Annotated in this window: 11 protein-coding genes; 7 read left to right on the top strand and 4 right to left on the bottom strand. The window is 50.9% G+C overall.

The genetic code is table 11. The features are described 5' to 3' along the window. Positions 1–116: 116 nt before the first annotated feature. From CYPRO_RS07730 to CYPRO_RS07715, 4 genes are all read left to right on the top strand, one after another. Entirely contained in the window at positions 117–1337 is a 1221-nt protein-coding gene (locus CYPRO_RS07730) for an alanine dehydrogenase (protein WP_114984068.1), read from the top strand. Between the two features lie 56 nt (positions 1338–1393). After that, the gene (locus CYPRO_RS07725) at positions 1394–3067 is read left to right on the top strand and encodes a M28 family peptidase (protein WP_114984067.1); all 1674 of its coding nucleotides are present in this window, start codon (positions 1394–1396) and stop codon (positions 3065–3067) included. Between the two features lie 102 nt (positions 3068–3169). Further along, entirely contained in the window at positions 3170–3541 is a 372-nt protein-coding gene (locus CYPRO_RS07720) for a hypothetical protein (RefSeq protein WP_114984066.1), read from the top strand. 192 nt (positions 3542–3733) lie between these two features. Next, positions 3734–4096, top strand: coding sequence for a high-potential iron-sulfur protein (locus CYPRO_RS07715; RefSeq protein WP_164682638.1), 363 nt, complete (start codon positions 3734–3736; stop codon positions 4094–4096). A gap of 214 nt (positions 4097–4310) precedes the next feature. Here CYPRO_RS07715 and CYPRO_RS07710 read toward each other — a convergent pair whose 3' ends face one another. Together CYPRO_RS07710 and CYPRO_RS07705 are read right to left on the bottom strand one after the other, a co-directional pair. Beyond that, positions 4311–4787, bottom strand: a complete 477-nt coding sequence (locus CYPRO_RS07710) for a nucleoside deaminase (RefSeq protein ID WP_114984064.1) — start codon at positions 4785–4787, stop codon at positions 4311–4313. Positions 4788–4849: 62 nt separating this feature from the next. Then, positions 4850–6031, bottom strand: a complete 1182-nt coding sequence (locus CYPRO_RS07705; RefSeq protein WP_114984063.1) for a hypothetical protein — start codon at positions 6029–6031, stop codon at positions 4850–4852. Positions 6032–6196: 165 nt separating this feature from the next. On the opposite strand from CYPRO_RS07705, the gene CYPRO_RS07700 reads away from it, so the two are divergent. Both CYPRO_RS07700 and CYPRO_RS07695 read left to right on the top strand, forming a co-directional pair. Then, a complete protein-coding gene (locus CYPRO_RS07700; protein ID WP_114984062.1) occupies positions 6197–7237 on the top strand; it encodes a glycosyltransferase in 1041 nt (346 codons plus the stop codon). Positions 7238–7663: 426 nt separating this feature from the next. Then, positions 7664–8665 carry an isocitrate/isopropylmalate dehydrogenase family protein gene (locus tag CYPRO_RS07695; RefSeq protein WP_114984061.1) on the top strand — a complete coding sequence of 334 codons (1002 nt, stop codon included), beginning with the start codon at positions 7664–7666 and terminating at the stop codon, positions 8663–8665. 133 nt (positions 8666–8798) lie between these two features. Here CYPRO_RS07695 and CYPRO_RS07690 read toward each other — a convergent pair whose 3' ends face one another. Next, entirely contained in the window at positions 8799–9650 is an 852-nt protein-coding gene (locus CYPRO_RS07690; protein ID WP_114984060.1) for a UpxY family transcription antiterminator, read from the bottom strand. A 509-nt stretch (positions 9651–10159) separates the two neighbouring features. On the opposite strand from CYPRO_RS07690, the gene CYPRO_RS07685 reads away from it, so the two are divergent. Further along, positions 10160–11116, top strand: a complete 957-nt coding sequence (locus CYPRO_RS07685; RefSeq protein WP_164682636.1) for a DnaJ C-terminal domain-containing protein — start codon at positions 10160–10162, stop codon at positions 11114–11116. 364 nt (positions 11117–11480) lie between these two features. On the opposite strand, the gene CYPRO_RS07680 is transcribed toward CYPRO_RS07685, so the two are convergent. Then, positions 11481–14408, bottom strand: coding sequence for an outer membrane beta-barrel protein (locus CYPRO_RS07680; protein WP_114984058.1), 2928 nt, complete (start codon positions 14406–14408; stop codon positions 11481–11483). Positions 14409–14678 lie beyond the last annotated feature (270 nt).

Here is a 14678-nt window from a genome sequence, read left to right as displayed (position 1 = left end):
TTTGTTTAAGGGATGGGATTGAGGTATTTTAAAAAATGGACTTTTGCCGATGGCTGTCCACTTTTTTTGTCTAACGCGCTGTGCAGCTCACAGCCGGTCAATATAGCGTTTAATACATGGAAATTTTAAATCCGGATGAATTTACCCAGCGTCTTGGACTTGAGACGCTTGAAAAAACGCTCAAGAAAGAGAACGGGGGGATAAGCCTGAAAATCGGTTTCCCGAAAGAGCGGTCGAATGATGAAAACCGGGTAAGCGTGACGCCCGGCGGCGTATCTGTGCTGATCGCAAACGGTCACGAGGTTTTTATAGAGCGGGGCGCCGGTGAGGGCGCCAATTTTTCTGATACGGAGTATTCGGAAGCGGGCGCAGCGGTCTGCGATACCGCCCGCGAAGTTTTCAGGCGGTGTGAAATGATTGTCAAAGTTGCGCCGCCCGTACCGGATGAGCTTGAGCATATCGAAAGCGGGCAGATTGTGCTGTCGGCCATTCACCTGGGCAATGCGGACAAGCTTTTTTTTCAAACGCTGATTCAGAAAGGCATAACCGGGGTGGGCTTCGAGTTCATGCAGCTCACGGATGGCTCATTCCCCATTGTGCGCATGCTGCACGAGATTACCGGCTCCATGTCGGTGCAGATTGCCGCGCATTATCTGGAAAGTTATGCCAACGGGCAGGGCGTTATGCTTGGAGGGATTTCGGGCATTCCGCCGGCAACGGTTGTGATTTTGGGCGCAGGAACCATTGCAGAATATGCAGCCCGCACAGCCCTGGGCTACGGCGCGCAGGTGTATGTGATGGATAACGACCTGAGCCGGTTGCGTCATCTCGAGAATGCGCTCAACCGCCGGATTATCACCATGATGGCCAACCATCAGTATCTGAGCTCGGCTACCCGTGCCGCTGATGTGATTATCGGTGCGGCCATGGTTGAAGGCCATCGGGCCCCGTGTATGGTTACCGAACAAATGGTCGAATCAATGAAGCCCGGCAGCGTAATTGTGGATACGGTTATTGATCAGGGCGGCTGTGTGGCAACAAGCCGTCCGACACGGCATACGTCGCCGGTATTTCAGAAGCACGACGTCATTCATTATTGTGTGCCTAATATTCCGTCAGGTGTAGCCCGTACATCAACCTACGCGCTCAACAATGTGGTCGTGCCCTTTTTGCTTGAAATCGGTGATGAAGGTGGTTTTGCTGCCGCGCTTTGGTCGAATCACAGCCTTCGAAGCGGTACCTATGTGTATAAAAAGAATCTCACCAAAAAATCACTGTCCCGCTTTTTCGACATCCCTTTTCGTGATATCGAAATGCTGATTGCGAGCCGTATCTGACCTTCCCAAAATCACCGAAACCTTCTCTCAAACAACATCTCATTACTTATCCATACATGAAAACTCTGAAAGTTAGCCTTACTCTTTTCTTTTTTGCGGCCGGATTCCTGGCGCTGGCCTGCAGTCCGCAGGAACCTGATCTGGAAGCCGCCCGCAGCATCATTACCGAAGAAGGCATCATGCGGCACGTTGAAGCCCTGGCACACGACTCAACCATGGGCAGGGCGCCGGGTACCGAAGGCGAACAAATGACCGTGGACTACATCATTCGCGAATTTGAGGAAATCGGCCTTGTGGGCGGCATGCCCGACGGTAGCTTTGTACAGCGGGTGCCGGCCGTAGGGCAGCAAACGGCCCCCGGCTCTGTCATGCGCTTCCACAACGGCAGCCGGACCCTGCATGAATTTGACTACTTCACCGATATGATGGCCTGGCCGGCAGCGGGTCAGCGGGAAGTGAACATCCGCGACGCCGAGCTGGTGTACGTCGGCTATGGAATCATTGCCCCGGAAGAAGACTGGGACGACTACAAAGGCATGGATGTTAGCGGCAAAATACTGGTGTTCAAAAACAGTGACCCGAGCACACATCCGGACCGCTTTGCCGGTAACACCCGCCTGTACTACGGGCGCTGGAGCTACAAATATGAAATAGCTGAAGAGCTGGGCGCACTGGGAGCCATCATCATTCACACCCTGCCAACAGCCGGCTACGGCTGGAACGTTGTTTCCGGCGGATGGAGCCGCGAACGTTTTGCGCTGGCCGATGAAATGCAGGAAGACTCAGAAACGGAACTCAATGCATGGATTCAGTTTTACGCCGCTGAGCGTATTTTTCAGGAAGCCGGCTTGGATATCGACGCCCTTCTTGATGAAGCGGAAAGCCCTGACTTTCATCCCGTTGTGCTGGAAGGCGTTAAACTCGACATCGACCTTACCGCAACCTATTCCGAACTCGAGTTCCAAAACGTAGTCGGAGTGCTGCCAGGCAGCGACAGAAGACTGCGTGATGAGCATCTCGTGTTCTCCGCCCACCATGATCATCTGGGCACCGGCTTAGCTGTGGACGGTGATTCCGTGTACAACGGCGCCATGGATAATGCGAGCGGCACAAGCGGCATGATTGAAATGGCACGCGCTTTTGCTTCTATTCAGCCGAATGTTAAGCGCAGTCTGATGTTTGCCGCGGTTGGCGCTGAAGAGTCCGGCTTGCTGGGGTCCCGCTATCTCGCGCTGAACTCCCCGGTGCCGGTTGGCAAGATTACGGCCAACATCAATATTGATATGATCAACGGTTTCGGCCAAACACACGACGTTGTAATTGTCGGCAAAGGCCGCACTTCAATGGATGATATCATGATTGAAGAAGCCGAAAAAATGGGGCGCTATGTTGTGCCCGATCAGGACCCGGGTCAGGGTTTTTACTACCGCTCTGATCACTTCTCCTTTGCCCGCGTAGGTATCCCCGCACTTTTCCCGAATCCGGGTGTAGATTACATCCATGATGAGAACTTCCATCAGGATGTCGTTATACCACATCTGCGGCACATCTACCATACCGTACACGACACCATCGAAAATGTGATGACTTTCAAAGGGGCAGAAGACGATCTGCGCCTGCTGTTCAACGTAGCCTATCGGATCGCCAACGATCCCCAAATGCAAAGCTGGGTGCCGGGCGATGAGTTTGAAGCTGCCCGCATGCAGGCACTCGAGGCAGCCGGGCGCTAAGGCAAAACGCTTCCCCCGCTTCCATTATACGGCAGACTGTGCGGCTACGTGCAGTCTGCTTTTTTATTGGTAACTTGTGCGTCACCCTTTCAACCGAACGCCATGCGATACTCTGAGCTTTCCGAAAAGAATTACCGCAGAATATGCTTCATCAACTGGAGCCTAACCCTTCCCATGATTGTGCTTTTTGCCTGGCCCTACTACCTGGTCGCAACCTGGACGGGGATTTCTGCCGCCATTGCCTATGTCGGCGCTTTTGTTTTCGCCCTTCCTTTTATGATGACGGTGCTGCACGGGCATGTTACCATGGCGCTCGGGGGTCTGCACCGGCATCACTACTACGAATGGCTGGCAGGCTACCCCATGAGTATCGGCTTCATGTTTCATCCCATCATGTTCCGCACCCGCTTCCGGATTAGTCTCGTACTTCTGGCCTGCGTACTGCTGGCCCTGAGTTATTTTCTGCGCTGGTAAGATAAGCTGCGATTGTTTTCCGGGCTTTTTAAGAAATACCCGAACCCACTGCATACCTAAATTAGGATGCCTGAAATTTATTTAAACTACTTCCAAATTATGCCTTTCTCGAATTTGAAGGCTGTTTATTAGGTTAGTTGTCTTATGTTACAGCCACATTATTCAACCATCCAAAAACCAATCAGCAAGTCTATGAACAACGACAGTATTAACAGAAAAGACTTTTTCAAAAAAGTTTCACTTTTTGGCATCAGTGCACTTGGTGCTACAACCCTGCTTAAAGCATGTGGCGGTGGTGATGACGCACCCGCCCCTACAATGGATTCAGCCGGTGAGGCATCTGCCGATCCATGCGGTACTGAAGGTCTTACAGATTCTGAAATCGCAGGTCGCGACGCGCTTAATTATATTGGACAAACCGAAATTCCGGAACAGCGCTGTGACAACTGCGCGCTTTGGATCGAGCCCGAAGCCGGCAGCCCATGCGGCGGCTGTGCCATTATGGCAGGTCCTGTAAATCCAGCTGGCTGGTGCTCAGCTTGGGTAGCCGGTTAATCCGCGATACTACTACAACATAAAAAAAAGCACGCATCACTACGATGGGTGCTTTTTTTATGCCTGAAAGCCATCAGTGTACGGACAGACCATTCTGGCGACAATAACTGTTCAGGCAATATATAGAAGCGAAGACAAGGATAGCGTAAGCGGGTGGAAATCATAAAAAACGCTCCTGCTGCTTCGAAGCTTTCGGAGCTGACGCAGTGTTGATTCAGGGAAAAATTTTGCGAACTTCATCTGCCAAAAGACCACCTTCAACTTCTGCCTTTGCCTTGCTGTGTCGCAGAATGTCGTCCGCTTTAATTGGTATTTGCCGATGTCCTGCCGCCGTAATGCCTGCAATAGACAAGCCGAAGGTAACCTTTGATATGTTACTCCAAAAAGCCGCTGCCGCACACATAGGGCAGGGCTCGCAGGTTGTAATGAGATGACATCCGCTGAGATTCACCCGTCCCAGTTTAGCTGCCGCCTGTCGTATCGTATTCATTTCAGCATGGGCGGTCGGGTCGCACTGCTGCTTTACGGTATTCACATTTTGTACGACCACATCGCCTGCTTCATTCAGAAGCATGCTCGCATACGGTGTACCTGCAGCCTTCGCGGCCTGAATAAGCTGCTGCATGTGTGCCGAGTAGGGATGTCCGCTTTCCAAACTATTATCTGCTGTAGAATTCCGGGTTGAAGTCATTTCCTGCTGATTTGTTTTGCCCGCCTGATTCAGGCGTACATCAGCTTTGCGAAAGCTACCGCTTAACGGGTTACCGTGATACGAACGGCGTTAGTTACGCCCAGCAATTCATATACATTGGCCTGCAAACGGTGCATACGCGGCTCATCTTCCGGACGAAACGTAAACGTATGGCTGAGATCATTGCTGTGTATAAGGCTCCGTGCCGTCAGGTCAACAGCCCGCACCGCATTCGCCTGAATGTTACCATCCCGGTTGTTTCGCCGCCCCGTAAGGGCAAGTACGAGATTATCACGCGGTTCAAAATAAGCAAAGACGATATTTTGCTGGCGAAAAAAGGCATTGGCAAGGCGCTCGCCGCTATCCACATCGTACACCTGCGCATTGCTCTGATGGAAAAAAGTAACCGTGTTGTTTTCAGGCTGTACATAGGCACCGGAGCCCTGATTTTCGGCTCTGACAGTGGCAAGCTGACTGCCGTCATCACTCAGCTTTACGAGCTCAACATTATTCTGCTGATCCTGCAAAAGTACATACACAAAAGCGCCGTCATTTGAAGCGGTAAGATTTGTGATTTCTCTGCTGTCGTCCACAAAAAGGTTTTCGATGGCCCCCTCCTCAATATTCAGGCGGCTCAGGCGGCTCGAAACACCGTCCTGCCGGATAATACGCGGATTATACACAAATACCTGCGTACCATCCGCACTACTGATGAGCCGCGACATCGCCTCCCCGTCAGGACTGCCGGATGAGTTCGATACGCGGTCAATAAACCCGCTCCGGTGCGTGTACACCGAAAAAGTTACGATATTATCGCGCAGCACAACATTCCCACCGGCAAGAAGGTAGAGTTTTAGCGAAGGATCAGCGGGATCAAGATCACTAATGCCGTCATGCCGGGCAATAACAAGTCCTTCCCGGTTGATAATTTCAATTTTGTGTCCGCCGGAACCGTCTGTACGGCTGCGAAGAATGGCCACATGCCTGTTGTCGGGAGATACATCGAAATCAAGGACGTCATCCGCCGTAAACGAAGGACTTTCGCTGGTAAAGGTTCCGTTTCTGAGACTGATGTGCCAGCCGTTGGAAAAACTCGCCGTATGCGCGGCTCCGGATTGAAGAACAGGTGATACATCGATACGCTGACTCTGCGCGGTTCTGACGTCCGCTGCGAAGATGACAAAAAGGGCAAGCACAAACACTAAAAATGTGCTGCTGCATAAAGCCTGATTCAGGAATTTCATTAAGATGGCGTTAATGTTTAGTTTTGAGAGCGTCTTTCGCATTCGGCCAAGCTTAGCCGTCTGCTGTTAATTGCAGGTCTAAAATAACAGTATTAACCCATATACCTAAACCCAAGTTGGGACCTCACCTCCGGGTTCCGGTACCCACATTTTTTCCTAAAAACCATGGCTGATACGCCTGCTTCTCCTGAAATATTGGTTTCCCTCATCGTCCCGGTTTACAACCGCGCAGCCGAAGTTCAGGAACTGCTGCGCAGCATTTCGGAAGACTTCATCCCTTCAGAACATGCAAAGCTGATCGAAATCATTCTGACTGACGACGGTTCTGAGCCGCCTCTTGCTGGTACGCTGCGCATTCCGCAAAACATTCAGCCCTTCACGAACCTCCTGCGGCAGGAAAACGCCGGACCCGGAGCTGCACGAAACCGGGCTGCCGAATCCGCCCGTGGCAGCTGGCTCCTCTTCCTCGACAGCGACTGCGAGCTGCCCTCCGGCTTCCTGAACCGGCTCATCGCACAGCTTCAGCATGCGGATCCGCAGCTAAGCCTGTTCGGGGGTCCCGACCGTGACCGCGCAGATTTCACCCTCATCCAAAAAGCCATCAACTACGCCATGACCTCCCCCCTCACAACCGGCGGCATACGGGGCGGGTCAAAAGCCCTCGACCGGTTCTACCCCCGCTCCTTCAACATGGGCATTCGCAAGGACACCTTCGTCGCACTCGGCGGCTTCAGCGCGCTGCGGTTCGGGGAAGACCTTGACCTGAGCATGCGCGTTCTCGAAGCGGGCGGACAGTCGGCCCTCATTCCCGACCTCGCAGTATATCACCGACGCCGCACCACGCTCCGGGCTTTTTTCAGGCAGGTATTTAACTCAGGCATGGCGCGGGTCGTGCTCGAAAAGCGTCACCCGGGCAGCCTGAAAGCGGTACACCTGCTGCCCTCCTTCTTCGTGATTGGTCTCACCTTGCTGCCGCTCATCACCCTGTATTTCCCGGCGGCCTTCTTTGGCTTCCTTTTTTTCCTGTTCATGCTCCTCTTCCACGCCATGCGCACAACCGCAAGCCTGCGCGTGAGCCTGCTAAGCGTCCCCGCCTCCTTCGTACAGCTAAGCGGCTACGGACTCGGCCTCATGAAAGGGCTCTACAAATTCCGGCTGCGCAATGAACCCGTTACCTTCTCCTTTGAGAAAAACTTTTATCAGTAAAAACCCGGCTGCCTCATTGTTCGGGCTTTAATTTTTTTGGGGGAAACTCCGTGAACATCACGGTCTTTCGTGGCAGATTGTAAGACCCCAAACCTAAGATGAATCCCTTGCTTTTTGTGGGTTGATTCAGGTCTCAGAAATGAAGGCTTCCCACCGGGCTCGTCATACAAAGTAAACTGAAAGCGGTTCCAAATTTGAGCTCGCTTTTTCTTATTTTATGCGACTGATTCAAATAAGTACATGCCTTTCGCTGCCTAATATGTAAGGTGGCTACAATGCTGCTTATCCTTACAATCCGCAAGCAAAAAGTATTTCAGCCTGCTTGAAACCAACATTAATTAAGAAGCGAATCTTAGCCCGTTAGTCCGGGATGATTCATTTGCATGTCCTGTTTAACAAACCAAAATCCTTAAGCCGTTATTATTTATGAACCAGAATGTAGTGCTCATCACCGGAGACGGAATCGGGCCCGAAATCACAAGCTCAGTATGTACCATATTTAAAGAAGCCGGCGTACCCATAAGCTGGATTGAAGCCCCGGCAGGCCTCAGAGCCTACGAAGATACCGGCAACCCTCTTCCGGAAGAAACCCTGAATCTGATTAAAGAGCACAAAATTGCGCTCAAAGCTCCCCTCACCACACCTGTTGGCAAAGGATTCAGGTCTGCAAACGTAACCCTCCGCCAAACCCTCGACCTCTACGCCAACGTGCGACCCGTAAAGTCTTTACCCGGGGTTCAGACAGCTTATCCAGATGTTGATATCGTAACTTTCCGCGAAAACACACAAGGCCTCTACATTGGCCACGAACGCGTGATCGATCCTGACAATGTGGAGCTTATCGGTCTTATTACGCGCAAAGCCAGCGAGCGCATTATCCGGGCAGCCTGCGAGTATGCTACCAAATACAACCTCAAAAAAGTAACGCTCGGCCACAAAGCCAATATTCTGAAAGAGTCAACCGGCCTATTCCTCAAAATCGGCTACGAAGTTGCCAAGGAATACCCAAAGGTTGAATTTTCCGATATGATTATCGATAACATGGCCATGCAGCTTGTCATGCGTCCGCAGCAATTTGATGTAATAGTTACCACCAACCTCTTTGGTGACATCATGTCTGATCTCGCCTCCGGCCTCGTCGGCGGCCTTGGGGTTACCCCCGGCGCCAATATTGGCGAAAACTATGCGGTCTTTGAAGCGGTACACGGCTCTGCACCGGACATCGCGGGTCAGAACAAAGCCAATCCTACCGCGCTCCTCTTTTCAGCCCTCATGATGTTGCGTCACCTTGACATGAATGAACACTACGAACGCATTCATGCCGCGGCACTCAAAACCCTCGCCGACACGGAAGTTCGCACAGCTGACCTCGGCGGCAAGGGCACAACGGCCAGCTTCACAGAAGCCCTTTGCCGGAACCTGAATTAGAATCATATTTCTGATCCCGCTTATTTACGGTCATGCATCATTCGATGTGAATAAAAACAGACCCAATACAAAAAAAGCCTCTTACGGGGCTTTTTTTGTGGGAAAAAACAGCGGATAATAATGAGCCGTGTGCTCAGCTTTTGTCATCGTCCTGTTCTGCCTTTCTGAGAAAGGCAGCCGGAATCTCGACAGCAATCACGGAATTCAGCTGTTTGATTTCAAGGGCGACATTATATTTCGATTTCTTTTTCATCCAGACAGCGGTGTGTCCCTTCAGCGGCCCCTGCGTAATTTCAACGGTATCTCCTTTTTCAAACCGAACCTCGGTCACCTCATAGCGCAGCTTGTTTTCAACGACTTTTTGGATGAAGGCAATCTGCTCATCCGGCACGGCTGATGTCTGCCCCGCAAACTTGACGAAATGGACAGCCCCCTCATCTGCAAGCACAGCTGAAAACTGCGATGTAACGGTATTCACAAAAATGTATCCGTTAAACAGGGGTACTTCCACCCACTTTTTGCGATCACTCCATTTGCGCAGCTCTTTCACGATCGGGCAATAGCTTGAGAAGCCCGTTTCACGCAGACGAATATCCGTTTTTTTCTCCGCCCTTGGCTTGGTTTTCAGGGCATACCAGCGCGGCCTTTCATTCTTCGCGGCAATCTTCCGGAGCACATGCTCTTTTTTGGGGCGTTTCGAAGACTCCCGCAAAGTGATCCCTGATTTAAGCATCCAAGGCTCAGCTTTTACCGGTTCAGCTTCTTCTTTATCTGTATCAGTCGTGTCAGCCTCGTTTGTTGCTTCAGACTCAGCTTCTGCCCCGGCTACCTCCTGCTGATCCGGAGCCGCTTCTGTTTCAGGGGTTTCGGATGGAATACTATCGCGGGATTCGTCCTGTTGTGAGCGTGTATTTGAATGATTTGCATCAGTGGGCTTCTGCTGTGGTGCACCAGCTTCTGAATGGGGTTTATTTGGGGTACTCATAATCCGGTTTTTGTGCAGCTTAAATGGGGTGCTAAAATAACAAACTGCCGAAAAGCGAAAAAGCTTTATTGCGTCTCCCCCTTTCGGCTTATCAGCGGTTCAATGTAAATAGCGCAAGCCTAAAACTTCTGATGAGAATACCGTTAAATATTTACATAAAATTCTAAATTTTCGTAATTTATATTTACATAGTAATTTGATTGCAATGAAATTCTCAAAAAAGGTGTATCAAAGATTCAGTCAGCAATGCTCGAGTTGTCATACGTAATTTGCAACTTGCAAAATCGGAATATGTTAGTAATTCCGAATTTGTTAGTTGCAAAAAGCCTCGTTTTCCGAATATGCAAGTTACAGCCGGGGAAACTATTCAATTAATGTCTCAATCTAATGCCATCTCAGCGGTAGCTTATCAAAAAATGCAATAATACAATATTGTCATTGGATTCATACAGCTCCTTGGTTGGCAGGATTTTTGCAGCTTAATGGCAAAAAACCAAATCACAAACGTAATGAGCCACAAAGACTTTTACAAAACTCTGGGTGTTTCTAAAACAGCCGGCGCTGACGAGCTGAAGAAAGCGTATCGTAAGCTTGCAGCGCTCCATCACCCTGATAAGCACGGCGGCACCGAAGAAGCAACGCGAAAATTTGCCGAAATCAGCGAAGCCTACGAGGTGCTTAAGGATCCCGAAAAACGTAAGTATTACGATAAATTCGGTGAGCAATGGAAACAGTACCAACAGGCCGACGTTGATCCGGACAACCCTTTCGCCGGGGCTGGCGCGGGTGCAGGCGGATTTGGGGCAAACGGCTTCCGGCAGCAAGGCGGCAACCCTTTTGGACAGTCGGGAGGCGCTGATTTCGGTGATTTTTTCGAGTCCATCTTTGGCGGAGGCGGTTCGCCCTTCGGCGCAGGTGGCCCGCACAGCCAATCCAGGCAGCGGCAGCGGTCGCGTCCCGCTAAAGGTGCCGATATACAGGCCGAAGTCAAAATCACCATTGAAGAGGCCATCAGCGGAACGAGCCGCGACCTTCGGATTGGTACTGAAAAGGTAACCGTCAAAATTCCCGCGGGGACAAAAGCCGGTACCAAACTCAAGCTGAAAGGGAAAGGACAGCCCGGCCCGGATGGCTTTACAAGGGGTGATCTCATTCTTAAAGTTGCACATCACCCGCACCCGACGCTCAGCCTTGAAGGCGACAAGCTCTATCTCAATCAGCCGGTAAGCGTAGCACAGATGTTGCTTGGCGGCAGCATAACGGTACAAACCCCCGAAAAACAGCTGCGCCTCAACCTCACGGAAAGTACGCCAAACGGAAAGGTCTTCCGCATACCCAACATGGGCTTTCCCGAATTCAGAAAACCGGAAAACAAGGGACCACTCTACGTACGCATGCAGGCGGAAATCCCGCAGTACCTCACGCCGGAACAGAAAGAACTCATCCGGCAGGCCTTCCCGTCCTGAATTCCTTGTGATATGAGCATGACAGCTTGAGGAACAATAGCTCCGTTTGAATCCCTTAACCCGCATTATTCACCAAGAAATTTTCTTGCTGGCAAGGCGAATCTGAAAACTCAGCGGAAGGGTACCTAAGTACCCTGAGCATGAGTTTTCAGATTCAACGCCGCCAGCGGGGAAATTTCGCAGTCTTTACACCACACTCAAATTTGGGCTACCGGTGTTTTTCGATAAGACATATTTAAACATACACTTAGCAAATAAAACCTGTTTAATTGTGAATAATGCGGGTTAAAACGAAAAAGCCCTGATTTGACGACTTGTCAGTTCAGGGCTTTTTTTTCGCATTATGCTTTTGCAGATTGATTTGCTACTGTCGCCAGTCGCCTCTCATGCCGGGTGCCATGCCGGGTCTTTGAGGCTGACCGCCCTGCTGTATTGCGCGGAAATTGTAGGTAAAGGTCACCATCGCGTAGCGTGACAACACGTTGGAGCGCACATCTTCAACAAAGGTATCTTCGATAATGCGGTTGATGTTATCATTTTGATTGAGCACATCAATCACGGTGAACTTCAGCTCCGCGGCACGATCATTCAGGAAGCGGTACCCCAGACCTAAATTCCAGAAGATGACGTCATTATTGAAAGCGTCATCGAGCCCGCTAAGATGTCGGATTCGGGTATCCGATTCAAAAAACAGGCCGCGCCACGGCTGTACGTTGAAGCGGAATGCGGCTGTTCCCACATAGTAGTTGGAGTCGAATCCGGTCGGCACAGAGTTATCGGTGATATTGTAGTTGGCCTGATATGAAATCCGAAAGTCAATTTCAGGGCTGATATTGCTGCTTGCTACAAAACCGGAGTTAAGACTCCAGGTTTCAGCGGTAAACCGCTGCCCGTTTATCGCGGTTGGGGTGCTGTTGAAGGTGGCACCGGCGTTAAAGTTTACGTTGCTGCGGATGAGATCCCAGACAAGTCCGCGTGCGGCAAATGCCCGGACCGACCATGAGTCGCCCACATTGTCCGGCAGGGTAAGACGCGATCCGGCTCCAAAAAACACATTGCCGGGCAGGGTGCTGTCACGCTGTGCAATAAAGGTTTCATTTCCAATGGTATTCAGCGTGTAGTTCCCCATAACAAAAAATACCATGGAGCTGCCGGTTTGTGGATTTGTGCGGCGCCAGCGGGTCATCAGCGAGTGCGTGTACTGCTGCTCAAGTGCCGGATTTCCGCCGGACAGCTGCACGGGATTGCTGTTATCAATAACGTTTTGGAGCTGATTGGCCGAAGGCGTACGGGTGTTGGTGTTGTAGCGAATAAACATGTTCTGATTTTCGCCGGTATTGAAATTCGCATTCGCACTTGGCAACAAGTTGTGATACACCTGACGCGTAGAAGCTTCAACCGGAAACACCTGATCCCCCCGAAGCAAGGTATTCTGATACGCAAGGGTAACATTCAGGCGGAAGCTGTCACGCCGGAAATTCATCCCGGAACTGACCCGCTGCCGCCAGATTTCATTTTCAAAGGCATTCGACAAACCTACGTCCGGAATGTCGTAGGCTTCCGTAATTTCATTAAAGCTAAAAGCACGCCGGTCAGCCTTGTCCACTGAAAATGAGGGGTTGTACGAAAACTGCAGCTGAACACGCTCACTTGCACGCTCAGTCCAGGTTACGGTAGTGCCGAGGGTATAGCCGTTATCGCTGATATCGGTACGCTGATTTTGATCATCAATAATTTCATTACCTTCGGGATCGAAGAAGATGGTCGTTCCAATGCGCCCCTGATCACCGGTACGGTTATTTGTATCTCCCTGAAAATTAACAGAAAGTGTGCGACCTGGTGTATCGAATCGCTGTCGCCACAGTAATGAACCGCTCATATCATAGGTACTTAGATCAACAGTAGATTGATTCAAGGTTTCATTCAAAGGAAGACCGCTCGAATTAAAGGTTTCGGCGTCGAGAAAACTGTTTGAACTGTTTTGCTGAACATTCAGGCGCGGAGTAAAAATAAAAGACGTCTGCTCGCTCATGTTGTACTCAACCCGCGCATTGAACCGATGATTAAAATTGTCGGTCACCCCGCCTGAAAACTCATCATACAGCTGATTGCCGAAAAAACCGCCGGTGTAGCGTCTTTCGCTTGTGCGTTCGCGGTCATTATCCGCAGCATTAAAAAAGTAGCTGCTGTTTATGTTAAGCTGCTGCGAAGGCCGGTCTATGTAGTTGAGCCCGAAAGCATGGGTTGTGGTGATACCATCCTGCTGCCCTACGAGAAAGTCACGGGTTGCGCCGCCGCCCCAACCGCCTGCGCGTCCGGCACCAAGCCCCATCCCGGGGCGCCGCATGGAAGCCGCCTGAACGCCCGAAAGGTCATCCCCGGAGAAATTCTGCTGATTCACATTGTTGGTCATTCCCAGCACCGAAATCCGTCGCGCACCGCTGAAGTAGTTGTAATTTCCGCCGGCGTTGTAACGGTCTTCCGAACCGTATCCGGAATTGAAGCGGCCAAACTGACCGTTGCGGATTCCCATCCGGGTAACAATATTGATGGTGCGCTCCTGACTGCCGTCATCAAAACCGGTAAAGCGCGCCTGCTCCCCCATCCGGTCGAAGACTTCAATTTGTGAAACCACTTCCGCAGGTAGATTACGGATGGCCATGGTAGCATCATCCCCGAAAAACTCATTACCGTCAACCAACACGCGCCGGACCTGCTCACCCTGAGCCTCAACGCGCCCATCCTGCACCACAATACCTGGCATTCTCTGGATAAGGTCTTCTACGGTTGCATCACGGCCGGTAGTAAAAGCATCGGCATTAAAAGCGGTGGTATCTCCCCGAATTTCCATCCGCTGCATACGGCCGGTAATGCGTACTTCATCGAGTGCTTCGCGGTTCAGCGTGAGGGCAAAATTCCTGGTGAAAGGCAGATCTTCTTCGCCGGTCCACTCGAGCGATTCAATCTGTGTAAAATATCCGATGAATGAAACCTGCAGCAAGTGCGTACCCGGACGGGTCATGCGCAGAGCAAAAGAGCCGTCATCCATCGAAGTTGCACCGCGTACAAGAACCGTATCCGGTAGTGCAAAAAGCGCGACATTGGCACCAACAAGCGGCTCCTGCGTTTCGGCATCGACAATGGTGCCTTCAACCAGCGTACGCTGCGTCCTATCCTGCATATTCTGACCTCCGGACTGCGCGACTACCGGCTGCGTGAACAGCAAACTAAGGATGAAAAAAGAAAAGGCCTTTAGTAAGGCCTCTCGCTGAACAATCGTAACTTCTGACATAAAATGAATAGCAAAAAAGATGGATGGGGTGAGATTTTGTTGTTTTTATCTCCTCTTTTATGGCTTTGGGAGATAAAACCTTAGACGCCTGTATCTGTAACCGGTTCGCCGTCAGCGTCTGATAAATCCCGATTTGCAGCGATTTGTTCCCCACGGGATCGTGAAAAATTGTATTGGAAAATGTAAGCGCTTTCACTAATTTTAGTCGCTTTCGGTAAACAGCACATCAGAATGCTACCGGCAGGCTTGTGTATCTCTCCTATAAACGAA

Source organism: Cyclonatronum proteinivorum, from assembly GCF_003353065.1.
Lineage (GTDB): Bacteria > Bacteroidota > Rhodothermia > Balneolales > Cyclonatronaceae > Cyclonatronum > Cyclonatronum proteinivorum.
Note: the sequence above shows the minus strand (reverse complement) of the source record. Positions and strands in the feature narration are given on the sequence as shown.

What these genes read in the sequence shown, in the direction of transcription:
- CYPRO_RS07685 (WP_164682636.1), top strand. Translation starts at nt 10,160, where the DNA reads ATGAGCCACAAAGACTTTTACAAAACTCTGGGTGTTTCTAAAACAGCC.
- CYPRO_RS07680 (WP_114984058.1), bottom strand. Translation starts at nt 14,408, where the DNA reads ATGTCAGAAGTTACGATTGTTCAGCGAGAGGCCTTACTAAAGGCCTTT.
- CYPRO_RS07705 (WP_114984063.1), bottom strand. Translation starts at nt 6,031, where the DNA reads ATGAAATTCCTGAATCAGGCTTTATGCAGCAGCACATTTTTAGTGTTT.
- CYPRO_RS07725 (WP_114984067.1), top strand. Translation starts at nt 1,394, where the DNA reads ATGAAAACTCTGAAAGTTAGCCTTACTCTTTTCTTTTTTGCGGCCGGA.
- CYPRO_RS07700 (WP_114984062.1), top strand. Translation starts at nt 6,197, where the DNA reads ATGGCTGATACGCCTGCTTCTCCTGAAATATTGGTTTCCCTCATCGTC.
- CYPRO_RS07720 (WP_114984066.1), top strand. Translation starts at nt 3,170, where the DNA reads ATGCGATACTCTGAGCTTTCCGAAAAGAATTACCGCAGAATATGCTTC.
- CYPRO_RS07690 (WP_114984060.1), bottom strand. Translation starts at nt 9,650, where the DNA reads ATGAGTACCCCAAATAAACCCCATTCAGAAGCTGGTGCACCACAGCAG.
- CYPRO_RS07730 (WP_114984068.1), top strand. Translation starts at nt 117, where the DNA reads ATGGAAATTTTAAATCCGGATGAATTTACCCAGCGTCTTGGACTTGAG.
- CYPRO_RS07695 (WP_114984061.1), top strand. Translation starts at nt 7,664, where the DNA reads ATGAACCAGAATGTAGTGCTCATCACCGGAGACGGAATCGGGCCCGAA.
- CYPRO_RS07715 (WP_164682638.1), top strand. Translation starts at nt 3,734, where the DNA reads ATGAACAACGACAGTATTAACAGAAAAGACTTTTTCAAAAAAGTTTCA.
- CYPRO_RS07710 (WP_114984064.1), bottom strand. Translation starts at nt 4,787, where the DNA reads ATGACTTCAACCCGGAATTCTACAGCAGATAATAGTTTGGAAAGCGGA.